The organism is Staphylococcus capitis subsp. capitis (assembly GCF_040739495.1).
In the GTDB taxonomy this organism is placed as follows: domain Bacteria; phylum Bacillota; class Bacilli; order Staphylococcales; family Staphylococcaceae; genus Staphylococcus; species Staphylococcus capitis.
The window spans coordinates 999,790-1,024,227 of record NZ_CP145263.1 but is presented as its reverse complement, the minus strand read 5'-3'; the positions used below and the strand labels follow the sequence as shown (position 1 = coordinate 1,024,227).

Sequence of the window (24,438 nt, the reverse complement as noted above, 5' to 3'; positions counted from 1 at the left end):
TTTACTTTCTGCCTAAGCAATTAAACTATTGATAGCATCTTGTCTCTTATGAGGTTGGGCATTGATAGCACTTATTGCTGTGATTGCTTTAGATTTTACATTATCTACTTGAGCATTTGTTTGTGCTTGATTAATACTACTAATTGTTTTTATTTTGCTTGCTTCTAGAAGATTTTTTGCGACCTCTTTTTCTTCATCTGTTGCATCGTTGTTATTCGTAATTAAGTCATTTTGTGATTTAACTTTCTCTCGAACAGCATGAATAGCCTCTGCTTTTTTAGTTGGATGAGCATGAATAGTTTCTAATTCATGTATTCCATTTTCTTTATTTTGATCTACTTGTGCATCCTTAGTTGCTTGACTAATTAGATTTTTACTTTCATCTTTTTTTCAATTAAACGTTGTATAGCTTCATTTTTCTCATCTGTTGTTGCATCAGGTGTAGAATTGATAGCTTGTTTAAGTTGCTCAAACTTAGCATCAATTTCCCTATTTGCGGTTGGTTTCTTTGTTACATTAGGGATAATAGTGTTTATTGTATCAATAGTAGTAGTTTTTGCATCAATTACTTGTTGATTTGTTTGAGCTTGATCAATATTTTGATTACCTGTATTTTCTTCTGTTTTTACTCTATTTTTAGCTTCTTGCTTTTCTTCATCAGTTGCATTAGCCGTATTATCAATTACTCTATTTTGTTCAGTTACTTTGGTTTCTATATCTTGTTTAGCGGTAGGTTTTTGTTGTGCATTAGGTTCAATATTATTTATTGCACTTATGCCATTTGTCTTAGCCTGAGCAACGCCTTCGTTATCCGTTGCAGTTTGAATATTATTTTTTGCTTCATTAGCTTTTTGGTTTGCTAATTGAACAGCTGTATCTTTTTCTTCTGTTGTAGCAGTTTGATGCTGGTTAATATTTTCTATTTGTTCACTTAATTTACGATCAATATCACTCTTAGCATTTGTCTTAGTAGATGTTGACGATTGAATTAAATTAATATTATTAATACCCTCATTTTTAGCACTAGTTACGGCTTGATTCATTGTTGCACTATTAATATTGTCTAGTGCTTCTTGTTTAGCATTATTTATTCTGCCTATCGCTTCTACTTTCTCTTCCTCTGTTGAGTTATTGTTATTATTGATAACATCAGTTTGTTCATTAGCTTTTTGTTTAACTGCATCTCTAGCGGTTTCTTTCTCTATTGCTTGAGCTGTGATTTGCTCTATTGCAGTCATTGCATTTGCCTTAACACTATTAACTCCTTGAGATGTATGTTCTGTATTAATTTGTTGTTGAACTTTGGCTAGTTCACTATTAACTTTTGCAATAGCAGTTGCTTTTTCTTCATCAGTTGCATCTGGTGTCGCTTTGATTAAACCAATTTGCTCGTTTACTTTATTTTGAACAGCCTTTCTAGCTTCTGACTTAATTGTAGTAGTTGGGCTAATTTCATTAATTTTATTAAGACCGTTATCTTTTGCTTCTTTAACTTGTTCATTTGACTTTGCTATTTGAATGTTACTATTAGCTTCAGCTTTTGCTTCTTCTACTTTTGAATTAGCTTCTGCTTTTTCTTCGTCAGTAGCATCAGGTGAAGTTTGGTTTTTAGCTATGATAGACTCTGCTTTTTTAGCAATTTCATTTTTAGCATTAGTTTTTACAGTCGTAGCAGGAGTAATTGAATTTATCGTTTGAGTTCCATTAGCCACTGCGCTATCTACTTGAGCGTCTGTATCTGCGTTGTCAATATTATTATTGATGTTAGTAATTGCTGCATTTACTAAATTCTTTACATCATCTTTTTCTTCAGTAGTAGCGTTATTATTTAAGTCAATTTCATTATTATGATTTTGAGCGACATGATTAATACTTTCTTTTGCTTGAGGTTTTTTATTAACTGTAGTGTTAATACCATCTAAAGTTTGAATTCCATTTGTTTGTGCTTGGTCAACATTATCATTTGATTGTGAATTACTTATTGTTTGTAATACAGCATCTTTAGCTTGCGTTAATTTTGTTAATGCTTCATTTTTTTCTTCTTGAGTAGCATTAGGGGTTTGATTGATTTGATCTTGTTTTGTTTTAAATTTCTCATTTATTTTTGCACGTGCTTGTTGTTTTTTATTAAAGACAGGATGAATATTTCCAATATTACTCAATCCAGCATTTTTAGCTTTTTCAACCTCTGTATTAGTTTGAGCTTGTGAAATACCACTGTCAGCCTCAACTTTAGCTTGATTTACACTTTCTATAGCACTTTGTTTTTCTTCAGTAGTACCTTCATTATCATTCGTTATTTCTCTTTGTTTGTCATTCACTTTAGATGCGATTTCTTCTTTAGCTTGTGGTTTCTTTAGAACATCTACATTGATGTTATCGATTGTTTGTGTAGCATTTGTCTTAGCATTATCAACGTCATTATTTGATGTTGAACGATTAATTTGTTGTATACCATCATTAAGTGCCTGATCAACCTTGGTATTAGCAGCGTTTTTCTCTTCATCAGTTGCATCTGGTGTTTGGTTAAGTGTAGCTTTTCTTTCTTGTGCCTTTTGACTTAATTCCAAAATTGCTTGATCTTTTTTAACCGCATTCGGTTGATCTAGATTGATAGTGTTTATACCATCTTGTTGTACATTTTTAACATCTGAATTTGAATGAGCATTAGTAACATTGTTCAAAGCTTCTTGCTTATGTGCATATACATTATTAATTGCTGTCTCTTTTTCTTCATTAGTTGCTTTGTTATTAGCATTGATTTGTTGAATTTGAGAAGTTACTTTATTTTCAATTGCTTCTCGTGCAATTCGCTTAACTGTAGTGTTAGGATTGGCTAAATTAATAGCATTCTGACCACTTGTTTTTGCTTGGTCAACCTCATTATTAGTAGATGCAGAATTAATGTTTTGAGTAGCTTGAGCTAATTCTCTTTCCACTTTACTTTCAGCTTCCGTTTTTTCTTCGGTTGTAGCTTCATTATTTCTTTGAATGTTCTGTTTTTGTTGCTGCGCTACCGTGTTTAATTCATTAATAGCTTGCTTTCTTTTAACAGGGTTAACACTTAATTGATTAATTGTATTTATTGCAGCATCTTTAGCGTTAGTAACATCATTATTTGTATTAGCATTTTGAATATTTTGCAAAGCTTGTGTTTTTGCTTGGTTTACATTGTTTAAAGCAATATTTCTCTCGTCTTGAGTGGCTTGAGTGTTTTGATTAATTTCAGTGATTTTATCTTGAGCTTTTTGATTGATTATTCTTCTAGCTTCGGATTTTTGTTGAGGGTTTGGAATGTCCGAAGAAATGTTATTAATACCCTCATCTCTCGCTGCATTAACAGTACTCTCTGTTTCAGCCTCACCAATTTTTTGTAGTGATTCCGAAGAATGATTATCAACTTTTTGAATTGCGACATTTTTCTCTTCATGCGTTGCCTCATTATTTTGGTTAATTAACGCTTTTTGATCAGTAACTTTATTATTAATGGCTTCACGCGCTTTAGGTTTTATTACTGGTTGAGGAGTGTCTGCAGCCAAGGTAGTTAGTCCAGTATTTTTAACTTGCTCGACACCTTCATCAGTTGTTTGATCATCAATTTTACTGAGGATTTCATTCTTATCATTATCTATTCTCTCCGTTAGAGCTTCTTTTTCTTCAGTAGTTAATTCATTGTTAGCTTCCGCTTCATCACTCATATCTTGTGCTTTATTATTAATTTCTTGAGCTGCGTCCACCCTATTAATTAATGTATTCTGTAATTGATGTAACAAACTATCGATTTCAGCTTGGGAAACTCTCTCATTAATTGGTTTATTATTAGCTTCTTCATCAAGTATCGTTTGTGCTTGGGCTTTTAATTTTTTATAAGCGTTAAAAGAGGCTAAAGTATAATTTGAAGGTATAACTTCTTTATTCACTTGTTCTTCTAAATCGTCTTTATTCATTTTTACATCAATTGTAAATGGTGTTTGCTGCGCAGTTACAGTATTATCATTAGTATTTAAGTAATATTGAGCATAAGTTTTATATGTTATTGATTGATTAACTGTAACTTGTCTAGGCGTTGGAATATTAACAGGTCTTAATTTATATTTAATATTTAAAATTTTATTAGGTAAAAATTTAGCATCTTCTTGATTACTACTAGACTTATTCACACCATTACTTGTGAAAGTCAGTGTATTAGTTTGTCGATCGTAATTTACACTTAAAGGTTTTATTGTAGTATTTGGCATATTTCCATTAACGAACGTAGCTACAGTAGAATCATCAATATACTCAAAGTTTTCTGGTAATTTAACCGTATAAATTAATTTATTAGTATCTAACGCAGCAGCGAAATTACCATCATTCTCTATTCTAGTACTCACTTCAAATTGTTTATTATTCTTCACAGCATCATTATTTTCCTTAGGGAGCACCTTCAAATGAGATCCTGAAGCGATATCAATGGAATCTATAAGTGAGTAATATTTATATCCATCCTTTAATAGAGCCACTCGGCGAGTGTCAGTCATAATATCATTATTTGGTAAAAATTGAACTTTAACTCTATTAACATTATCTGGAATTTTAACTAATCTCCAAATCCCACCATCTTGAACATCTTGTTTCACAATTTGCTTATCATTATCTGCATTTTTAACTATTAAATATGTTCCACCTTTACCATTATTGGCAGGCATTGTATTAAATCCAAATATTAATTCTGAATTTGGATTAACAGTGAAATCTTTTTCAACTCCATTGAAACCTCCATGATCATTAACATCTGTCCCTCTTGATCTACCTAGAACCAATACATTACCACTTGCTTGATAGTTTCTAGGATCACCACTATGAAATACATTGGTACGCTCAAGTTCACTATTAACTAACCCTACACTACCACCATTAATCATTTTGAATCCTTTTAATTCATTTAGGACTTTTACTTCAGGTTTATGTCTGTTATTACTAGTAGTAATGCCTAAATCATCAAACGTTAACGTTGTTTTTATACTGTTTGATCCTGTATTACTTAAATTAGGATCATTAATTGTCGTAGCCGTGTTTGCGTTGTTGCTATCTTCAGCTGGTAAATCTCTTCGGCTTCTTTTTTTAGGTAAATTACTTTCTTCTCTTACTACCTTTGTATCGTGTGTAATTGGATTTGACGTATTTTTAGCATCTTTAGATGACTTATCATTAGCCTTAGCTTCTAAATAGTGTTGAGTTGTGTTATCAACATGTATAGCGTTCTCATCGATAGTAGAATTCGTATTAGTTGCTAAAGTATTAGTTTCATTTTCTAATTCATTTGATTCATTATTAGTTAGAGATTGTGTTTGATCTAGTGTATTGCCTGTAATTTGTGAGTTATTCAAATTATCAGATTGTTCTAAATGAGTTGTACTTGGTTTATTATCACCTTGAATAACATCGTTGTTTAATTGTGCGCTTGATTCTTCAGTTGACACATTTTGTCCAGAGCCATTTTGCACTGTTCCTTCAGAACTTTCGGGTTGAGTTGAGTCTAGTTCTGATGCAGAGGCTTGTGATGGATGCGCTAAAAATGTAACAGTCGCAATGAGTGCCGAAAAAATTCCAATGTTAAATTTTCTAATACTAAATTTCTGTTTTCTAAATAGATTCATTAAGTTGTTCCTCCTAGATGTTGATTCTTTGATGTTAGTTTAATGTGAATAATTATTTTCATGATGTTTAGAACTTTTTAAAAATCTGACTTCTGGTTTATTGAACACAATCTTTTTAGTCTGTTTGATTTTATCATCTATAATATTTAAAATCTACTATTGTATAAAATTATTTTAACTCAATTGAAATTTATTAATAATATTTTGTTTCCTAACACATAACATATTGCAAAAATCTTTTTTTGTATAAAAAAACACTAGCCCTTGTCGGACTAGTGTGATAAAAACATTTACTTAAGATGAGTTTAAATACTGTCGATAACAGTACCTTCATCTCCCCATTCATTCATGCCACCTTCAACATTAACAGCATGAATACCTTTATCTTCAAGATATTCAACGACTTTAGCACTTCTAGCTCCAGCAGCACAGATAATATAATATGTTTCGTCTTTATTAAACTCATTTAAGTTATCAGGAATTTGATCCATTGGAATCGTTTTAGCTCCAGGAATAACACCCATAGCTGTTTCTTCATCATTTCTAACATCTACGATATTAACTGGATTAGAATCCAACACTTTTTTCTTTAGTTCATCTACTGTAATTGATTCCATTAATAATCTCTCCTTAATATTTATTTAGCAACAATGTTAACTAATTTTTGAGGTACTGCGATAATTTTTTTAATCTCTTTACCTTCGATACTCATTTTAACATTATCATTAGCCAAAGCTAAATCTTGCATTTCCTCTTTTGATAAATCTTTTGGAATATTTAATTTAGCACGGACTTTGCCATTAACCTGAACTACAATTTCAACTTCATCGTCAACAAGTAGACTTTCATCAAATGTAGGCCATGGTTGATAAGTTATAGTTTCATTATGACCTAGTTTACTCCATAACTCTTCACAAATATGAGGAGCAATTGGCGCTAACATTTTTACAAAACCTTCAATATAAGGTTTATAAATTTCATTAGCTTTATAACAATCGTTAATAAATACCATTAATTGACTGATTGCAGTATTAAAGCTAAGCGCATCGAAATCTTCAGTTACTTTTTTAACTGTTTGATTGTAAACTTTGTCTAATGATTTATCGTTAGACTCTACAATCTTGTTATTTAATGAGCCATCTTCAGTAACGATAAGTCTCCATACACGATCAAGGAATCTTCTTGAACCATCTAAGCCGTTTTCACTCCAAGCAATTGCTGCATCAAGTGGTCCCATAAACATTTCATATAGACGTAGTGTATCCGCGCCATGTGAAGATACGATATCGTCAGGATTAATAACGTTTCCTTTAGATTTACTCATTTTTTCATTGCCTTCACCTAGAATCATCCCTTGGTTATATAATTTTTGGAATGGTTCTTTTGTAGGAACTACACCTAAATCATAAAGAACTTTATGCCAGAATCTTGCATATAATAGATGAAGTACTGCGTGTTCTACCCCACCAATATATAAATCAACTGGTAACCAGTGCTTTAATTTTTCAGGGTCAGCAATCATATTTTCATTATCTGGATCAATATAACGTAAGTAATACCAACAACTTCCTGCCCACTGAGGCATTGTATTCGTTTCACGACGTCCTTTCATGCCTGTCTTTTCATCAATCACATTTACAAATTCATCAATATTAGCTAGAGGTGATTCCCCAGTTCCAGAAGGTTTAATTTCACTAGTTTCTGGCAGTAATAAAGGTAATTCTTCTTCAGGCACAGTTGTCATTGAACCGTCTTCCCAATGAATAATTGGAATTGGTTCACCCCAGTAACGCTGTCTGCTAAATAACCAATCGCGCAGTTTGTAGTTAACTTTTTTCTCACCAGCGCCTTTATCTTCTAATAACTCAATTGCTTTACTAATGGCAGCTTCATTTTCAAGACCATTGAGTTCACCTGAATTAACGTGCTCACCTTCACCAGTGTATGCTTCTAGTTGAACATCTCCGCCTTTGATGACTTCAATGATTGGTAAATCAAATTTCTTTGCAAATTCATGATCACGTTCATCATGTCCAGGAACCGCCATAACTGCACCAGTTCCATATGTTGATAGTACATAATCAGCAATCCAAATTGGTAATTTCTCACCAGAAAGAGGATTAATTGCATATGCACCTGTGAAAACGCCTGTTTTTACTTTAGCTAAATCAGTACGTTCTAAATCTGATTTCTTAGAAGCTTCTTCTTGGTAAGCTTTGACTTCTTCTTGTTTGTCTTCAGAAGTAATGCTATTAACAAGTGAATGTTCAGGACTTAATACTAAGAATGACGTACCAAAAATTGTATCAGGACGTGTTGTGAAGACATCAATTTTATTATCAGTGTCCTCAACATTAAAGGATACTTTCGCACCTTCAGAACGACCTATCCAATTACGTTGCATATCTTTAATTGATTCAGGCCAATCTAAGTCATCTAAATCTTCTAATAAACGATCTGCATATTCAGTAATTTTTAGTACCCATTGTTTCATTGGTTTACGATAAACTGGGTGTCCACCACGCTCTGAAACGCCATCAACGACTTCTTCGTTTGATAAAACTGTGCCTAAAGCTGGGCACCAATTCACCGCAACCTCATCAACATATGCTAAACCTTTATTATAAAGTTGAATGAAAATCCATTGTGTCCATTTGTAATATTCTGGATCAGTGGTATTTACTTCTCGATCCCAATCATAACTAAAACCTAATTCTTGAATTTGACGTTTAAATGTTTGTACGTTTTTCTTAGTAAATTCACGAGGGTCATTTCCAGTATCTAACGCATATTGTTCAGCAGGTAGACCAAAGGCATCCCATCCCATAGGATGTAGCACATTATATCCTTGCATACGCTTATATCTTGAAACAATATCAGTAGCTGTGTATCCCTCAGGATGTCCTACGTGTAATCCTGCACCAGATGGATAAGGAAACATGTCTAACGCATAAAATTTCTTTTGACCTAAATTGTCACTTGTTTTAAATGTTTTATTTTCTGCCCAATAATCTTGCCATTTTTTTTCAATTTCCTTGTGATTGTAATTCAACACATTTCCTCCTATTTCATAAAAAAGACACCTCTACTATTGTGTGTATAAAGGGACGACAGTGTTGCCGCGTTACCACCCTTATTCGCTTATCAAGCGCACTTCATTAAAATAGTTAGAGATGTCTCATTAAATTCATTTAATTATTGGAAACGATTTAGTCCTTAACACTAGTTCTCACCACTACTAGTTCTCTGTAGAAAAGCCTCTAAATGCTTCTTTCTATTCATTTTTAATCTTATGTTATCAAACGTATTATTGCAAGTAGTTAAAGCTATTTCTTCCATATTATATTTATTTAGAAGCTTTTGATTTTCTTCTCTTACGTCTTCTAGGTATAGGGGTTTCATTTTTATCTTTAGGCAAACCTCTATCAAAGATGCTTAGGAAAATGAGTCCGAAGCAAAGTAATACTATCATTCCTACAAACATCATACTCATATTCATTGCATCTACGAGTATACCACCAATAAACGGTCCAAAGGCTTTACCAACTGTAGAAGCAGAGTTTACAAAGCCTTGGTATTGACCCTGTTTACCTTCAGGTGCAAGTTTATTGGCAATAGTAGGAACTGCAGGCCATACAAACATTTCACCAAATGTAAGAATAACCATACCTACAACGAAAATAGCAAAGTGATGCGCAAAACTTGTAACAAGGAAAGAACTCATAAAGATTAAAATACCAACGAACATTTGATGTTTTAAGTTCCCTCTTAAAATTACAATAATTGGTCGAATAAGTGGTTGTGCTACTAAAATCATAATACCGTTTATTGTCCAAAGCACACTATATTGAGACATAGAGATATTGATTGATTGAGTAAAGGATGCAATTGTTGTTTCCCATTGAATATAGGCGATCCAACAAATAGCAAACATCGTACATACCAACATCATTGCTGTAAAACGTTTTCTATTTTCTTTACTTTTTAAATCAACTGCATCTTGATGCTTAACTTTAGCATGAATTTCCAAATTAAATTGTGTAATTGCAACAAGAGCAAATAAAACATACATAACTAAATTAGCTAGAAAAATAAAATTAAAGCTAAATTCAGCAACAAATCCTCCAAGTGCTGCGCCCAATGCAACACCTATATTTTGCGCTAAATAAATGGCATTAAATGTTTGTCGTCCCCCATTTGGCCATACTGCTCCGGCCATAGCATAAATTGCTGGGACAATCATACCGCCACCAAAACCTAATAACACGAGCCAAATTGCATACCATGGCCAACCATGAAATAGATTTAACAGCGTAGTACTGCACAAACATGTAATAGTACCTATAAGTATGGTTTTATAACCACCAAGTTTATCAAATAAGGTGCCCCCTAGTAAGTTACCAACAACCATGCCAAATGAATTAATCATTAAGACAATACCAGCAATTGTAAGACTTTTATGAAGTTCTTCCTTCATATAAATAGTGTTTAAAGGCCACAAAAAACTGGCGCCAGTGATATTTAAGGCCATGCCAATAACTAGCCACCAAACTGATTTAGGTATATTCATATCTTGAGTCCCTCTCTTTATGTTTTTCTCAATCTACAATAGACACTATAACACTAAAATATGTTAAAATCTGTACTTAGAACTAAAATAGAAAGGAAAATGTATTATGGGTAATTTTTTCCCGTATGCTTTTGAAAATAAACGATATCACTCATGGAATTATCATTTAAAAAATAAATTTGGACGAAAAATATTTAAAGTTGCTTTAGACGGTGGATTTGACTGCCCTAATAGAGATGGTACTGTCGCACATGGAGGTTGTACTTTTTGCTCAGCTGCAGGAAGTGGTGACTTTGCTGGTAACAGAGCTGATCCCATTGAAGTACAATTCCAACAGATTAAAGAAAGAATGCATGAAAAATGGAGCGAAGGACAATACATTGCTTACTTCCAAGCCTTCACTAACACGCATGCGCCTGTAGAAGTGCTGAAAGAAAAATATGAACCAGTACTTAAAGAAGAAGGTGTTGTCGGTTTATCCATAGCCACACGTCCTGACTGTTTACCTGATGACGTAGTAGAATACTTAGCTGAACTCAATGAACGAACTTATCTTTGGGTTGAGTTGGGCTTACAAACTGTTCATCAAACTACTTCTGATTTAATTAACCGTGCACATGACATGCAAACGTATTATGAAGGCGTAGCGAAATTACGTAAACATAACATTAATGTATGTACTCACATCATCAATGGTTTACCAGGCGAAGATTACGATATGATGATGGAGACTGCTAAAGAAGTTGCGCAAATGGATGTTCAAGGCATTAAAATTCACTTACTTCATTTATTAAAAGGAACACCAATGGTAAAACAATATGAAAAAGGCATGTTAGAATTCATGAGTCAAGAAGACTATACAAATTTAGTATGTGATCAACTTGAGGTCATTCCTCCTGAAATGATTGTTCATCGTATTACAGGTGATGGCCCTATCGATTTAATGGTTGGACCAATGTGGAGTGTAAATAAATGGGAAGTCCTAAATGAAATTGATAATGAATTAGAACGTAGAGGCTCTTATCAAGGAAAAAAATTTGAGCAGAAGGTTAAATCATGAAAATCGAGCGTATTCTCCCCTTCTCAAAGTCATTGATTGATAGTCATGTTTGTGAGAGTAGTATCGTCATTGATGCTACTTGTGGTAATGGTAATGATACGCTATATCTTGCTGAAAAAGTCACTAATGGGTTTGTTTATGGATTTGATATTCAGAAAGAAGCGATAGATAATACTCAACTCAAAGTAAGTGATTTTAACAATGTTTCTTTAATTCAAGACAGTCATGAAAATGTAAAACAACACGTCTTAGAAAGACACCTAAATCTCATTGATTGCGCGATATTCAATTTAGGTTATTTACCCAAAGGTGATAAATCAATAGTTACTAAACCGGATTCAACTATTAAAGCTATTGAGGAAATATTTGATATGATGCGTGTCGAAGGTATTATTATTCTAGTTATTTATCATGGACATGATGAGGGTAAATTGGAGCGAGACGCACTTTTAAAATATCTTAAAGAACTTGATCAACAGAAAGCGCATGTTTTACAGTATCAATTTATTAATCAAAAAAATAATGCACCTTTCATATGTGCAATTGAAAAAAGAATATAAATATATAAAAGATCTTATTCTCACTTTTGAATTAAGCGTAGAATAAGATCTCTTTTAATAATAAAATATAAGACTAGTTAAACAGCTAAAATTGATTTTAAACTATTTTGCATTGGTTCTGATTTACTTCTAATTGATTGTCCAATAAAGTTAAGTAAATCTTCTTTTTGGGAATTGAGTTTCTCATTATAATGAATAATTACAGTTCGTTCATCATCTTGAGGTCTTTCTTTATAAATCCATTCAAGATTAACCAAGTTGTTGTACGTTCTTGTACGTTTATATGGCTTAATGTGAACGAATTTATCCATTTGTTTAAGAGTCATTGAACCTTTTTCCCAAAGTGTAAGTAAAATTAAAACTTCTTCTTTAGACATTTTATACTCTTTTTTGATTGTATCAAAAATCGTGTTAATGTCAGAAAGTAATGCCTCTAATTGCAAAATTCCATGTACTCTCTCTTTTTCACTTTTCGTCAAAATTAACATCTCCCAAATAAAATAACTGTTAATATTTTTCTAATTTAACCGGTTCTCCCTTAATAATTAAAACCGGTTAAATTAAAAAAATATCTAATTTTCCCTATTATTTAATTGAATGTGTTAATTTAAAATCAAATTTAGTGCCTTTGATTAGAACTAGACTAGAAGCATTAGTACATATAATAAACCATCCCAAATAATAATATAATTTCAGTTCAACTTCTAGTCTCAATACATATTAAAATTATATTATTTATACAAACAAAATATATCAAGTTCCTAATTAAAATGCAATGTTTTTGTTAAATATCTCTATTAAAATTGTAAATTGTTTTTAGTTACAATAAAATGATATTTTGAATTAAACATTCTAAAAAAAGAGCTTACATTACGCAAGCTCTTTCTTAACCTAAATATCTTCTATTTCTTCCTCTTTAACCACAAACCCCATAGTATTAACACTATTATTTAAAAAAGTAAGAACATATCTCATAACTTGATCTCTCTCGGGTTCATTATGAATTTCATGATATAAACCATTCCAAGCCTTAAAGTACAATTCATTACTAGCTAATTTATCTTTAAGTTCTATGATAGCATCAGTTTCTAAAATTTTATCTTCAGTTCCATACATGATAAGCGCTGGTAATTGTTTAATGTCTTTAATATGATCCATTGTCTCTTTCATTTTTTCAACGATTAAGTTATACCAACGATACGTTACTTTCTTCAACATGAGGCCATCATTATCTGTTTCGTCAATAATTTCTTCATTTCGAGTTAAATCTTGTGAAGAGATGCCCACTTTAAACCTAGTATCCTTGGACATCTTACCTAAATTAGAAATAATTTTATTCTTTCGACCTTTACCAGTTCTCCTAAGTTCTAACATAGGAGACAATAACATTACACCTTCAATAGGTAATTCAGCCTTTTCTAAGAGATTTAAGACAATTAAACCACCTAAACCAACACCTAAAACAAAGGTAGGAATTTTATATTCATTGGCTATTTTGATCCATTCTAATAAATTTTCATGATATGTATTAAAGTCATCGATTTGACCTTTATTTGCTCGTGAGGTTTGTCCCTGTCCAGGCAAGTCTCCCATAATAACATGATAACCATTTCTTCGTAACATGGTAATAACGTATGCATATCGTCCAGTATGTTCTAAAATATTATGAGCAATGACTACGACACCTTTTGCGTCATTTTCTGTTTCCCACTTCCACATTCTAAGACTGCCCCTTTTTATTTATTCTTTAATAGTACAATTATATCAAAACAAACATATTTATTACCATTTTTAGCATAACTTTCACTTAAAATTAATGTAATTAAAGATATTACCACCTTGAACATAAAGTATAAAACTACTTTATTAGTGTTTTAATGCGTTATGTAAACGCTTTCTCAAACATTAGTTTCGTGATACACTATTTTTAAACATTAATGTATCAATGTATTGGAGGTATTACATATGTCACTTTTCCGAGATTTTTTTATCGCATTATCTAATAATACTTATTTAAATGAAACTGCTAAAAAGGTTGGCCCTAGAATGGGTGCTAATAAAGTAGTAGCTGGAAATACTATTCCTCAACTAATTGAAACAATTCAATATCTTAATGAATATAGAATTGCGGTCACTGTTGACTGTTTAGGCGAATTTGTTGAAACTAAAGAAGAAAGTTTACATGCAAAACAACAAATTTTAGAAATTATTGAAGCAATTCAATATTTTAATGTTGAGGCACACATGTCAGTTAAAATCAGCCAATTAGGCAGTAAATTTGATTTAGATCTTGCTTATGAGAATATGCGTGAAATACTTCTTAAAGCAGATGAGTGTGGCAAAATGCACATTAACATTGATACTGAGAAATATCATAGTTTACAACAGATACAACATGTACTTGATAAACTCAAAGGAGAATTTAAAAATGTCGGTACGGTAGTTCAAGCGTACTTATATGAGGCAGAAGATTTAATTGATAAATACCCAGACTTACGATTACGATTAGTTAAAGGTGCTTATAAAGAAGATGAAACTATCGCTTATCAAACCAAAGAAGACATTGATTCCAATTATATTAAAATTATAGAGAAAAGACTTTTAAACGCACGTAATTATACATCAATTGCGACTCATGATGATCAAATCATTAGTCATGTTAAACAATTTATGAAGAAAAATCACATTGAAAAGGATCAAATGGAATTTCAGATGTTATACGGCTTTCGTTCTGATCTTGCTCAATCCATTGCCAATGAAGGCTATCATTTTACAGTTTATGTTCCTTTTGGAGATGACTGGTTCGCATACTTTATGAGAAGATTAGCTGAAAGACCTCAGAACTTGTCACTTGCGTTTAAAGAATTTTCAAACCCTAAAGCACTTAAAAGGATAGCCCTCTACGGCAGCGTGGCCACAGGCTTAGCCTCTACCCTAGCCATAGCAACCAAACTACTCAAGAGGTAACAAACCAAACGACACGGAGAAGTAAACTGCGCACCATTATCACTTCTCCGTATCGCTTTGCTTTGTCTATATTTGTTTGATTAGGTTAGCCATTTCAATTGCGCTTACTGCTGCTTCAGAACCTTTGTTCCCTGCTTTTGTACCCGCTCTCTCAACAGCTTGTTCAATACTTTCGGTTGTTAAAATACCAAAAATAACTGGTACCTCTGATACTTCATTTGCCTTAGAAACACCTTTTGCAACTTCATTACAAACGTAATCATAATGAGAAGTAGCCCCTCTGATAACACATCCAAGTGTAATTACTGCATCATAGTCACCTTTTCGAGCTAATTTCTTAGCAACTAATGGAATTTCAAAAGCACCCGGTACATATGCAACATCAATTTGCTCTTCTTCGACCTCATGACGAATTAATGTATCTTTCGCGCCTTCTAATAAACGACCTGTAATAAAATCATTAAATCTGCTTACTACAATTGCAACTTTTAAATTTTTACCTACTAATTTACCTTCAAAATTCATATTTTATGTCCTCCTTAATGTGTTTACATACTCAATTCATAATTAAATTAAGTGACCCATTTTCGACTTTTTCGTTTCCATATATTTATGATTATATGCAGTCTCGGGAACAATTAATTCAATTCTATCTTCAATGTTAATACCATACTCTTTTAATCCTTCAAATTTTTTAGGATTATTACTTAATAAGTTAACTTTTTCAACGTTAAAATATTTTAAAATTTGAGCAGCTATATTATAATCTCTTAAATCTTCATCAAATCCTAAAGCGAGGTTTGCAGTCACGGTATCATAACCTTTTTCAATCAATTCATAAGCTCGTAATTTATTCATCAATCCTATACCTCGTCCTTCTTGTGGTAGATATATAATCATACCACCGTGTTCATCGATGTATTTCATTGATGCTTCAAGTTGAGCACCACAATCACATCTTTGACTGTGGAATATATCACCCGTTAGACATGAAGAGTGTATACGAACATTTTCATTTGAACGAATTGATCCTTTAGCAATCACTACAATTTCTTCATCACTTAAGTCAGTTGTAAAACCGTACATATCAAATTTTCCATAATCTGTCGGCATATTAACTTTAGCATTTAACTTCACATGTGACTCAGATTGCTTACGATATTCAATTAAACTTTCAATCGTAATCATTTTTAAGTTATGGCGTTCCTTGAAACTCTGTAAGTCTTCACCTCTAGCCATTGTTCCATCACCATTCATAATTTCACATATCACACCTGCTGGTTTAGCTCCAGTTAATTTTGCTAAGTCTACAGCCGCTTCTGTGTGACCATTACGTTCTAGTACACCATTATCTTTAGCAATTAATGGGAATAAATGACCTGGGCGATTGAAGTCTTCGGCATTAGCATGATGATCTATAAGCGCTCTTGCTGTCATTGTTCTCTCATAGGCACTAATACCTGTAGTCGTATTTTTATGATCTACACTCACGGTGAAATGTGTACCATAAGCATCAGTATTATGCGGTTCCATAGCATTTAGCTCTAACCTTTTAGCAATTGAAGTATCTAAAGGTGCACATATGAGACCACGTCCTTCTTTTGCCATAAAATTAATCGTATCGTCAGCCATCCATTCAGTAACTGCGATAAGGTCACCTTCATTTTCTCTGTCTTCATCGTCTACTACAATGATACTTTCACCTTTTCGCAATGCTTCAATAGCTAACTCAACTGTATCAAATTGCATATAAATTCCTCCTAAAAACCAAATGCACGTAATTTATCTTCTGTTAGTTCAGATTTTTGATGATTCATGATATTTTCCACATATTTAAAAAGTACATCTGTTTCTAAGTGAACTGCATCGCCCACTTTTTTATCTGATAAAATTGTAGACTTACGCGTCTCTGGAATAAGATGAATATCAAATGTGGTTTCATGAAGATCAAAGACTGTTAAACTTACGCCATCAACAGTGATAGAACCTTGTTGTACCATTTGATTTAAAACATTTTTTGAAGTTTTGATTGAAATTATTTTTGAGTTAGCTGATTCATTAACTTTAGAAATCGTTCCAAGTTCATCAACATGTCCAAGAACAAAATGTCCACCGAATCTGCCATTACCACTCATCGCTCTCTCAAGATTTACTTCAGCCTGACGTTGTAAATCGGCTAGGTAGGTCTTATTTTCAGTACCTTTAATCACTTGGACTGAGAAAGCTGTATCATTAAAATCAATCACCGTTAAACATGCGCCGTTCACACTTATAGAATCACCGATATGCATATCTTCAAGAATGCGATTCGCTTTAATTTCTAAAGTTCTCACTGATTTCTCAGAACGCACGTGTTGAACGGTACCAATTTCTTCAACGATACCTGTAAACATAGGCATTCACTTCTTTCGTAGTTTCAATTTTAAATTTTGATTAATTAACTTGGAATAAACAATTTCAAATTGAGTTGCTTCAGGTAAATCAATGACTTGATCAGTTTTGTAAAATTGATGTTTACCTGAACCACCTATTAATTTCGGGGCTAAATAAAGAATGAGTTCATCTAAATGATGAGATTGGAGAAATTGTGAAGTAACATTTGGACCTGCCTCGACTAGCAGTTTTCCAATACCTCTTTGATATAAATCTTTTAATATAGCTGTACTATCGCATTTTTCTAAACAAATAATTTCTATATGTTTATCATTACTTTGATTTTTTAAATTTTCATTTTCAGTATAAATCCAAATAGGTGAAGCAGTATCTGCAAATAGCTGTTGCTCAAAATCAATTTGTCCTGACTTTGATAGAATAACTCTAATTGGATGCTTACCATCCTGAACTCTAGTCGTATACAATGGATCATCAGCGTCTATCGTTTTTCTACCTGTTAATACAGCATCATGCTCGTGACGCAACTTATAAACATCTTCTTTAACTTCTTTATTAGTTATCCATTTACTCTCATCAGAATCAGTAGCTTGTTTGCCATCTAAACTAGATGAAACTTTAACAGTTAACTCTGGGATGCTATTTCTTTTAGCAGTAAAGAAGTCTTTATAAAGTTCAGCGGCATTCTCATTAAATTGAAATTCAACTTCAATACCAGCTTCTTTAAGTATTTCATCACCCTTAGAAGCTAAGGTAGTGTCTTTTACCGCATAGATAACCTTACGAATACCAAATTCAATAATTTTATTTACGCAAGGTGGTGTAGAACCATGATGAGTACAAGGTTCTAAAGAAACGTATATAGTTGCATCTTTAGCATTTTCTCCCGCCATATCTAATGCTTGTACTTCTGCGTGTTTATCACCCTTTTTCAAATGGGCGCCTAGACCGACAATTCTACCATCTTTAACCACTACAGAACCAACCGGTGGATTTATACCAGTTTGACCATCAACCATTTGAGCAAGTTGAATGGCATAATTCATAAATCGACTCAATTTATCACCTCAACAAAATAAAAAAACCTTACACCAATTTAATTAGGCATAAGGAGATTAATAATATATCTTTAAATAAGCATATTTGTTTACTATAAGACATAGTCCTACAAATTTGCTTGTCGAGTAATTATATTCTTTCTCCCATCCAGACTTTCACTGTCGGCTCTAGATTCTCACTAGATCAGCCACCAATATTATTAAATATTAGCAGGTCGCAGGCTTAATTTACTGCCGGTTGGGAATTGCACCCTGCCCCGAAAGAATTATATGAAATTGTTATTGGTTAATTGAGTGATGTAGTTAATAACTACAAATAAAATCTTACTATAATTGATTTCAAAACTCAATTTAATAACATCAATCAAATTTTATTTATTAGTGGAATTTTATCCGTTAGTCGATAATTTACCTATTTTTTTCCATTTCTTTTTGCGTCAAATATAAGTGAGATACTGTATTCACTACTTGATCAACAATCATCTTCACACCATTACGTAATTTGTTAACACCATTTGTCATTTGACCAATGGCAATGACGTTCGTCAACGTACCATATCTTGGACTAATGACTTGATTGGTTTCAGGAATAATTTGAATGCCACCCATAGGATGTCTTTGTACAATTTGACGATTTTCAAGATTTAACATCAATTGATCATCTTCATCTAATTGTTCGAGGTGTGTTTTGGATCCTGTTGCATTAATCACTACATCAAATAATTCAGTTTCTTGATCTTCATTATTAAATTTTAAATAAAATTGATTATTGTCATGTTGAATATCTTCTAAATCTTTCTTTATTTCAAGATATCCTTCTTCAATTAACTGTATAAGTAACTTTGCAGTTCTAGGAGGCATAGGGTTTGAATTTAATTGAATCATTTTTGAGTATTTTTGATTAAATAATTCTTGATCTCTTAAACTTAAACTATTCCAAATCCAATCTAAATTCTCTTTCAAATGCTCAATGATACTTTGAAATACTCCCATTTCTGTTTCATTATTTAAATCAAATTGTAAATCTTTAATATGGTGACCAGTTCTTCTATTCACTAATTTTTGAAAATCAATTTCATAATCCTCACACTCTTTTAAAAACAAAGCAACTGCCTTATCTAGAGGTACATTACCGTAATTATTTTCCTTAATTCCATTAAAATGATCTTTAGTTAAATGAGTAAATTGTATATCTATCATCTTACCTCTTACACTAGGTAAAGAGGCTGAACGACTTGTCATTGTTATCGGCAAATTAGGATGATGTGCAGCAACATATCTCACTGCATCTAAACTCGCTAACCCAGTACCTATAATAGCAATCCTATCTGAATCATCTACATGATCTAATGTATTATATGTTGGATATGGTGTTTGGATGTATCCTTTTTTACCTTTCAAATGATAAGGATCGTGATAACTAAACGTACCAAACGTTAAAAATAAATAATCATATTCTCTCCATTCTTTATCATCTTCACATCTACATACATAATACTTTAACTTCGTATCATCCACATTTGAGTTAGTAAAGATTTCCTGAACTTTATCATTAATAATTGTTAGATTCTCGTATTGTTGGTCGTATCGAGAAAGATGTGACTTCATATAATGACCAAAAACAAACCTTGGTAAGTACTGTGGATTCGGAAAATCAAATTCGGTTTGTTGTTGATACCATTTCCAAAATTCTTCATCATCATCTAAATTTAAACTCATTTTTTTTGAGGGCATATTTATTAATAATTCACTACTGTCATTCTGAAATGGTACACCTTGCCCCATATTTTTTGCATCGTCGTACACATCCACTTTAAGTTTGGAAAAATCTTCATGTTTAACAAGTTGTCGTAAAACACTGACACCAGCTGTTCCCATACCGATTATTGCCACACGCATATTCATCATCCTTCTATTTATGTATTCAGTTATTATATCAATTAATGTGAAAGCTTAAAAAATATATACCTTATAAACATATCCTTTACTAATTACTTTTAATCTTATATAGATATGCTAAAATCATTTTGTCGAGGTGAAATAATGAAACTACTAACAAAAATATTAATTGTATTTATCATTCTGTTCACATGGTTATCCAGTAAAAATAAAGCAAAATAACTTAAATTAAACCCTCTATAAACTTTTGCACTACTCACAAAAAAAGCATCGCTATCGAGAAAATTCTCAAAATAGCGATGCTTTTTAAATTCTATTTTTGATGTTCTTTATCATCTTTATATACATATAATTTAAAGTATTTACCTTCAGTCTTCATGTTCTTGTAGAAATCTGCAATAATGCTTGCATTACTTTCAGCCCATTTAATATCTGTTGCATATTGATGTTCACCAGGATTCTTAGGGTTCCATCTCATACTATACAGCGTGTCCTGATCTTCATGAGATAAGAAATGTTTGTGAATGAAATCAGCACCACCATATATAGCTTTCTGTGGAGTATCCCAACCATGTTTCTTAGCGTATTCTGCACCTGTTTTAACAGGATCACTGTCTAATGCACCTACACCATAAAAGTTATAATATTTTTTGCCGTCGATTTCTACACCTTTAGACAATTCACTTTTAGCTGAACCTGTCTCTAAAAGCGCATGAGAGATGAGATAAACTTCATTAACATGTTTAGCTTTAGCTGCATTTAAAAAGTCATCAGTATGTTCTAATAATACTGGTCTATCAAATAAAATACGTTTAATTCTGTTTTTATCTATACCTTGATATTTTGATAAATCTAAAAATTGATATTTTTGTTTATCATTATCAATGAATTCACTACTATCCATAGCTGTTTTAATTTCAGCATCTGATGCATCACGCCATGAATCATTATTTTTATTAGATACCTGTTGACTCGTATAGTTATGTATTTGTTTCTTTGCTGCTTTATCTAGAGTTTTATCGATTTTAATTACTTTCTTTTCTGACTTTACATGTTTAAAGAATATTTGATCAGAAATCATTGAAAAGAAAATAACAGCAGCAACAACAAATACTATTAGCAATCCTAAAATAGCTAATATAGAGCCCTTTTTGTGCTTAATCATAGTCACACCTCTTAGGTCATTGTTGTTAAACTATTCAGTTTCATTACGATAATAAAGTTTAACATTATTAATTCAGATTCACAATTTTATATTGGTAATGTTACAAATTCATAAATAAATAGTAATAAAAATGAAACTAAAAAATAAAAATAGAGGTTTCACTTCTTCATCATTTTTTATCACTCGAGAATAAATGAGTGTCTACATCTAATAATAGAACGTAAAACCAGCAATAAATCTCTATTAATAAGGATATTAATCATGAGAAAAAACGTTAAATGATGATAAGCAACCTCGATTTTTATAATATATGAATTAAGACTTTTTATATTCCATCATAATAAAACTAGCCGCTTGTGAACGATTTTTATAATAATACTGATTTAAATCAATTGTCCCTTCAATTTCACCATCACGATACTTCATTTCATTAGTAAAATTATTTATCATGACGAAATCAGAACGATCTCTAATTACATCTAAATCATCGTTACGTGCGAAAAAGTGCTCTAAATTTAAGTGTGCGTAATCCATATTAACCTCCCTTAGTGCATACCAAATTTATTTATGTTGAATTGTCATTTTAATGTCAATTTTATGCTTTTTTATTTGAGTTTTAATAAGTCTATGCTTACTATTTAACACCTTATTGGAAAATTACGCAAATGATAATTTTTATAAAGTAAGTTATCTTCTTTTTATCCGGAAATAATATTTATGTACATAAATAGGAGTGCATATTTTGGAATTTGAAGAAGTTTATAAAAACTATAATAAAATTATTCATTATTTGTTAAATCACTATCACATCACTTATAATTATGATGAATTTTATCAACTCTTACTTATTAAAATGTGGCAACTCACTCTAAATTACGATGAACAAAAATCAACCTCGATAAGTACATATCTCTTCACGAAATTGAAATATCATTTAATAGACCATTTTAGGAAAGAAAATAATAGATCCAATCAAATTACGCTTGATACCCATTTTCACAATTCTTATGATTCTACTATTCTCCTCAATGATTTTAACTTAGTGTTAGAAGACTTCTCTGATCAACTCAAACCACAAGAAGCGCAATGGCTGCGTCTTCATATTCAAGGCTTTAAACAATATGAGATAGCCCAGCACATGAATTTATCTCTAACTTCTATAAAGAAAATTAAAAACTCCACTAAACAAAAATGTTTAAATAATCTTAAATAACCATGAAGGAATGAACAACATGACTACTTATTCAACGAGACATTTACTTTATTTAAAAACTTCTATATCTAATGAGACAGAAACACGTATACAATACTCTGACTATCATATCACTGTCCCCTTTACACCACAGAAAATGATTCACTATCTACTTGAGTTGAATCACACTTCATTACAAGTGCAATCGTTAAAAGCTAAAAGATTACTAAATATAAATAAACTAATACCTATCTATATCAATCGAGATACAATTTTATTCCCACTAACACAAAAACGTGCATCAATAAAATATTTTATTAACGCACGTAAAATTATTGGAATTCACTCTTCTGTAGATTCTACTATTATCATTTTCGACAATACGACTCTACTTCGTACTGAAATCCCCTATACACTGGTATCCAAAAAATGGCAAGAAAGTTTAACTCTTGCTCAAATCATTGAAAAGACTAGCACTTATTAAATTTTAATTCCAGTAATTTTTTTGTAAATAATGCTGTAATTATTTTAATTAAATAAAGGCTCAATATCATTATACAGATTGCTGCTATTAAAATGATAATTACTAATAAACTAGATAATTCAACTTTAGGATTAATAAAGTAATGAACTGAAGTTAAACTTGTTATCAAACCTGTTAAAAATAATCCAAGTAATAAAGCATATGTTACAACAATACTAAATAGTAATATAAAGGTTTTACCTGAAGTAGCACTTTTATGCTCGTATATATGACTTTTGAGATAACGATTAGAAAACTGAATGGGTTTATTAAAATCTACATTATCTTCACTATCTATCTGACTTAGCTTTTTATTCAATTGTTCTTTTTCTTTTTTATTTAAAAACCATAATTGTTTTTGAACCTTTTCTTTAAATGTCTTTTTGTCCATATATTGGAGTTCGCTCCTCAAATCTAATAATTACTATAAATCATAAATTATTTATCATACTGTTGCAATCACTCTTAAATATCTTCAATGAAAAAGCAATCGATGAAGTGTTATTTCTTCATCGATTGCTTTTATAAATTAACTACAATTAAGCTTTACAAGATAGAAAGACCTGAGCTTTGAATATCTTTAGCGAAACCTTTAACTGTGTCAATTGAGAGTTCTTCAATATTACGATCCAAATTTGAATTAACTTTTTTAACCACATCAGCTGGACATGTGATGATATCTGCACCTATTTCATCAGCTTGAATAACATTAATCACTTCGCGACAACTTGCCCAAAGTAACTTAACACCTTTTTTACTATGAGTAACTTCAACAGATTCCTTCATTAAAGGTAGTGGATCTACACCAGTGTCAGCTATTCGACCAGCAAACACTGAAACATATGTAGGTACGCCTTCAGTAACAGCATTTGTAATATCTCTAACTTGTTCAATGGTATAAACAGCTGTGACATTTAATCTCACATTATCAGCTGATAATTTTTTTATTAAGGGAAGCGTTGATTCCCCTGTTGTTGTTACAATAGGTATTTTTACAAAAACATTATCACCATATTGTTTAAGGATTTCAGCTTCCTTTTCCATAGTTTCTAAATCATCCGCAAAAACTTCAAAAGAAATAGATGCATCCGGAATTGCTTTAACTACTTCTTCAGCAAATGCTTTATAATCAGTCACCCCTGCTTTAGCCATTAAACTAGGATTAGTAGTAAAACCATCAACATACTTATTATTATAAGCAGCTTTCATTTCCTCAATATCAGCGCCATCTGCAAATACTTCTACATTTAACTTCGTCATTTGTTGTTCCTCCTTAACTCAATACGTTCAATACGATAATTCATAAATATTTTAAAACAAGATATGTATGTATATTTATAATTATAATAGAATTATAGCTTTCACGTGTTATTATTAAAACTTTATAAGATATTTATAACATGCACCGTTCACA

21 protein-coding genes and 1 riboswitch are annotated in these 24,438 nt (G+C 31.7%); of the genes, 5 read left to right on the top strand and 16 right to left on the bottom strand.

What is annotated here, in order from left to right; genetic code table 11:
• Positions 1 to 12: 12 nt before the first annotated feature.
• From V6C74_RS05275 to V6C74_RS05255, 5 genes are all read right to left on the bottom strand, one after another.
• The gene (locus V6C74_RS05275) at positions 13 to 366 is read right to left on the bottom strand and encodes a DUF1542 domain-containing protein (RefSeq protein WP_080573974.1); all 354 of its coding nucleotides are present in this window, start codon (positions 364 to 366) and stop codon (positions 13 to 15) included.
• Positions 366 to 5,639, bottom strand: coding sequence for a SasC/FmtB family protein (locus V6C74_RS05270; protein WP_002453482.1), 5,274 nt, complete (start codon positions 5,637 to 5,639; stop codon positions 366 to 368). The genes V6C74_RS05275 and V6C74_RS05270 overlap by 1 nt, the downstream gene beginning before the upstream one ends.
• Positions 5,640 to 5,944: 305 nt before the next feature.
• Positions 5,945 to 6,256 carry a rhodanese-like domain-containing protein gene (locus tag V6C74_RS05265; RefSeq protein ID WP_002434691.1) on the bottom strand — a complete coding sequence of 104 codons (312 nt, stop codon included), beginning with the start codon at positions 6,254 to 6,256 and terminating at the stop codon, positions 5,945 to 5,947.
• Between the two features lie 20 nt (positions 6,257 to 6,276).
• Positions 6,277 to 8,694 (bottom strand): leucine--tRNA ligase, encoded by a 2,418-nt coding sequence (gene leuS / locus V6C74_RS05260; RefSeq protein WP_029625715.1) that lies wholly within the window; start codon positions 8,692 to 8,694, stop codon positions 6,277 to 6,279.
• Between the two features lie 291 nt (positions 8,695 to 8,985).
• A complete protein-coding gene (locus tag V6C74_RS05255) occupies positions 8,986 to 10,209 on the bottom strand; it encodes an MFS transporter (RefSeq protein WP_002453484.1) in 1,224 nt (407 codons plus the stop codon).
• A gap of 106 nt (positions 10,210 to 10,315) precedes the next feature.
• Here V6C74_RS05255 and V6C74_RS05250 point away from each other — a divergent pair, with 106 nt between their 5' ends.
• Positions 10,316 to 11,269, top strand: coding sequence for a TIGR01212 family radical SAM protein (locus tag V6C74_RS05250; RefSeq protein WP_002453485.1), 954 nt, complete (start codon positions 10,316 to 10,318; stop codon positions 11,267 to 11,269).
• Positions 11,266 to 11,829: a class I SAM-dependent methyltransferase gene (locus tag V6C74_RS05245; RefSeq protein ID WP_002434676.1), complete on the top strand. Its 564-nt coding sequence runs from the start codon at positions 11,266 to 11,268 to the stop codon at positions 11,827 to 11,829. Before V6C74_RS05250 ends, V6C74_RS05245 begins: the two co-directional genes overlap by 4 nt.
• 77 nt (positions 11,830 to 11,906) lie before the next feature.
• Here V6C74_RS05245 and V6C74_RS05240 read toward each other — a convergent pair whose 3' ends face one another.
• Both V6C74_RS05240 and V6C74_RS05235 read right to left on the bottom strand, forming a co-directional pair.
• Positions 11,907 to 12,308, bottom strand: a complete 402-nt coding sequence (locus tag V6C74_RS05240; protein ID WP_002453486.1) for a MarR family transcriptional regulator — start codon at positions 12,306 to 12,308, stop codon at positions 11,907 to 11,909.
• 412 nt (positions 12,309 to 12,720) lie between these two features.
• Positions 12,721 to 13,548 carry an alpha/beta fold hydrolase gene (locus tag V6C74_RS05235; protein WP_016898254.1) on the bottom strand — a complete coding sequence of 276 codons (828 nt, stop codon included), beginning with the start codon at positions 13,546 to 13,548 and terminating at the stop codon, positions 12,721 to 12,723.
• A gap of 246 nt (positions 13,549 to 13,794) precedes the next feature.
• Here V6C74_RS05235 and V6C74_RS05230 point away from each other — a divergent pair, with 246 nt between their 5' ends.
• On the top strand, positions 13,795 to 14,796 hold the full coding sequence (locus V6C74_RS05230; protein WP_002453488.1) for a proline dehydrogenase family protein: 1,002 nt from the start codon (positions 13,795 to 13,797) through the stop codon (positions 14,794 to 14,796).
• 66 nt (positions 14,797 to 14,862) lie between these two features.
• On the opposite strand, the gene ribE (V6C74_RS05225) is transcribed toward V6C74_RS05230, so the two are convergent.
• The 7 genes from ribE (V6C74_RS05225) to V6C74_RS05195 form a co-directional block, all read right to left on the bottom strand.
• Positions 14,863 to 15,321, bottom strand: a complete 459-nt coding sequence (ribE, locus tag V6C74_RS05225) for a 6,7-dimethyl-8-ribityllumazine synthase (protein WP_002434688.1) — start codon at positions 15,319 to 15,321, stop codon at positions 14,863 to 14,865.
• Between the two features lie 42 nt (positions 15,322 to 15,363).
• Positions 15,364 to 16,545 (bottom strand): 3,4-dihydroxy-2-butanone-4-phosphate synthase, encoded by a 1,182-nt coding sequence (gene ribB, locus V6C74_RS05220; protein WP_002453489.1) that lies wholly within the window; start codon positions 16,543 to 16,545, stop codon positions 15,364 to 15,366.
• A gap of 11 nt (positions 16,546 to 16,556) precedes the next feature.
• On the bottom strand, positions 16,557 to 17,189 hold the full coding sequence (gene ribE, locus V6C74_RS05215; protein ID WP_016898255.1) for a riboflavin synthase: 633 nt from the start codon (positions 17,187 to 17,189) through the stop codon (positions 16,557 to 16,559).
• Between the two features lie 6 nt (positions 17,190 to 17,195).
• A complete protein-coding gene (gene ribD, locus V6C74_RS05210) occupies positions 17,196 to 18,245 on the bottom strand; it encodes a bifunctional diaminohydroxyphosphoribosylaminopyrimidine deaminase/5-amino-6-(5-phosphoribosylamino)uracil reductase RibD (protein ID WP_002453491.1) in 1,050 nt (349 codons plus the stop codon).
• A 132-nt stretch (positions 18,246 to 18,377) separates the two neighbouring features.
• Positions 18,378 to 18,514, bottom strand: a riboswitch (FMN riboswitch).
• Between the two features lie 139 nt (positions 18,515 to 18,653).
• A complete protein-coding gene (locus V6C74_RS05205) occupies positions 18,654 to 20,144 on the bottom strand; it encodes an FAD/NAD(P)-binding protein (protein ID WP_172601875.1) in 1,491 nt (496 codons plus the stop codon).
• A 313-nt stretch (positions 20,145 to 20,457) separates the two neighbouring features.
• Positions 20,458 to 21,309 carry an N-acetylglucosaminidase gene (locus tag V6C74_RS05200; protein ID WP_002453493.1) on the bottom strand — a complete coding sequence of 284 codons (852 nt, stop codon included), beginning with the start codon at positions 21,307 to 21,309 and terminating at the stop codon, positions 20,458 to 20,460.
• Positions 21,310 to 21,624: 315 nt separating this feature from the next.
• A complete protein-coding gene (locus V6C74_RS05195) occupies positions 21,625 to 21,843 on the bottom strand; it encodes a hypothetical protein (RefSeq protein WP_002443489.1) in 219 nt (72 codons plus the stop codon).
• 208 nt (positions 21,844 to 22,051) lie between these two features.
• Between V6C74_RS05195 and V6C74_RS05190 the strand changes: the two genes are divergently transcribed.
• Positions 22,052 to 22,522: a sigma-70 family RNA polymerase sigma factor gene (locus V6C74_RS05190; protein WP_002453494.1), complete on the top strand. Its 471-nt coding sequence runs from the start codon at positions 22,052 to 22,054 to the stop codon at positions 22,520 to 22,522.
• Positions 22,523 to 22,541: 19 nt separating this feature from the next.
• Positions 22,542 to 22,985: a competence protein ComK gene (locus V6C74_RS05185; RefSeq protein WP_103175529.1), complete on the top strand. Its 444-nt coding sequence runs from the start codon at positions 22,542 to 22,544 to the stop codon at positions 22,983 to 22,985.
• Here V6C74_RS05185 and V6C74_RS05180 read toward each other — a convergent pair.
• The gene (locus V6C74_RS05180; protein ID WP_103175528.1) at positions 22,972 to 23,415 is read right to left on the bottom strand and encodes a hypothetical protein; all 444 of its coding nucleotides are present in this window, start codon (positions 23,413 to 23,415) and stop codon (positions 22,972 to 22,974) included. The genes V6C74_RS05185 and V6C74_RS05180 overlap by 14 nt on opposite strands.
• Before the next feature lie 155 nt (positions 23,416 to 23,570).
• Positions 23,571 to 24,284 (bottom strand): transaldolase, encoded by a 714-nt coding sequence (locus tag V6C74_RS05175; RefSeq protein WP_002453497.1) that lies wholly within the window; start codon positions 24,282 to 24,284, stop codon positions 23,571 to 23,573.
• Positions 24,285 to 24,438 lie beyond the last annotated feature (154 nt).

What these genes read in the sequence shown, in the direction of transcription:
- V6C74_RS05185 (WP_103175529.1), top strand. Translation starts at nt 22,542, where the DNA reads ATGACTACTTATTCAACGAGACATTTACTTTATTTAAAAACTTCTATA.
- V6C74_RS05235 (WP_016898254.1), bottom strand. Translation starts at nt 13,548, where the DNA reads ATGTGGAAGTGGGAAACAGAAAATGACGCAAAAGGTGTCGTAGTCATT.
- V6C74_RS05180 (WP_103175528.1), bottom strand. Translation starts at nt 23,415, where the DNA reads ATGGACAAAAAGACATTTAAAGAAAAGGTTCAAAAACAATTATGGTTT.
- V6C74_RS05265 (WP_002434691.1), bottom strand. Translation starts at nt 6,256, where the DNA reads ATGGAATCAATTACAGTAGATGAACTAAAGAAAAAAGTGTTGGATTCT.
- V6C74_RS05175 (WP_002453497.1), bottom strand. Translation starts at nt 24,284, where the DNA reads ATGACGAAGTTAAATGTAGAAGTATTTGCAGATGGCGCTGATATTGAG.
- V6C74_RS05270 (WP_002453482.1), bottom strand. Translation starts at nt 5,639, where the DNA reads ATGAATCTATTTAGAAAACAGAAATTTAGTATTAGAAAATTTAACATT.
- V6C74_RS05195 (WP_002443489.1), bottom strand. Translation starts at nt 21,843, where the DNA reads ATGGATTACGCACACTTAAATTTAGAGCACTTTTTCGCACGTAACGAT.
- V6C74_RS05255 (WP_002453484.1), bottom strand. Translation starts at nt 10,209, where the DNA reads ATGAATATACCTAAATCAGTTTGGTGGCTAGTTATTGGCATGGCCTTA.
- V6C74_RS05200 (WP_002453493.1), bottom strand. Translation starts at nt 21,309, where the DNA reads ATGATTAAGCACAAAAAGGGCTCTATATTAGCTATTTTAGGATTGCTA.
- ribE (WP_016898255.1), bottom strand. Translation starts at nt 17,189, where the DNA reads ATGTTTACAGGTATCGTTGAAGAAATTGGTACCGTTCAACACGTGCGT.
- V6C74_RS05245 (WP_002434676.1), top strand. Translation starts at nt 11,266, where the DNA reads ATGAAAATCGAGCGTATTCTCCCCTTCTCAAAGTCATTGATTGATAGT.
- V6C74_RS05205 (WP_172601875.1), bottom strand. Translation starts at nt 20,144, where the DNA reads ATGCGTGTGGCAATAATCGGTATGGGAACAGCTGGTGTCAGTGTTTTA.
- ribB (WP_002453489.1), bottom strand. Translation starts at nt 16,545, where the DNA reads ATGCAATTTGATACAGTTGAGTTAGCTATTGAAGCATTGCGAAAAGGT.
- V6C74_RS05250 (WP_002453485.1), top strand. Translation starts at nt 10,316, where the DNA reads ATGGGTAATTTTTTCCCGTATGCTTTTGAAAATAAACGATATCACTCA.
- V6C74_RS05230 (WP_002453488.1), top strand. Translation starts at nt 13,795, where the DNA reads ATGTCACTTTTCCGAGATTTTTTTATCGCATTATCTAATAATACTTAT.
- ribE (WP_002434688.1), bottom strand. Translation starts at nt 15,321, where the DNA reads ATGAATTTTGAAGGTAAATTAGTAGGTAAAAATTTAAAAGTTGCAATT.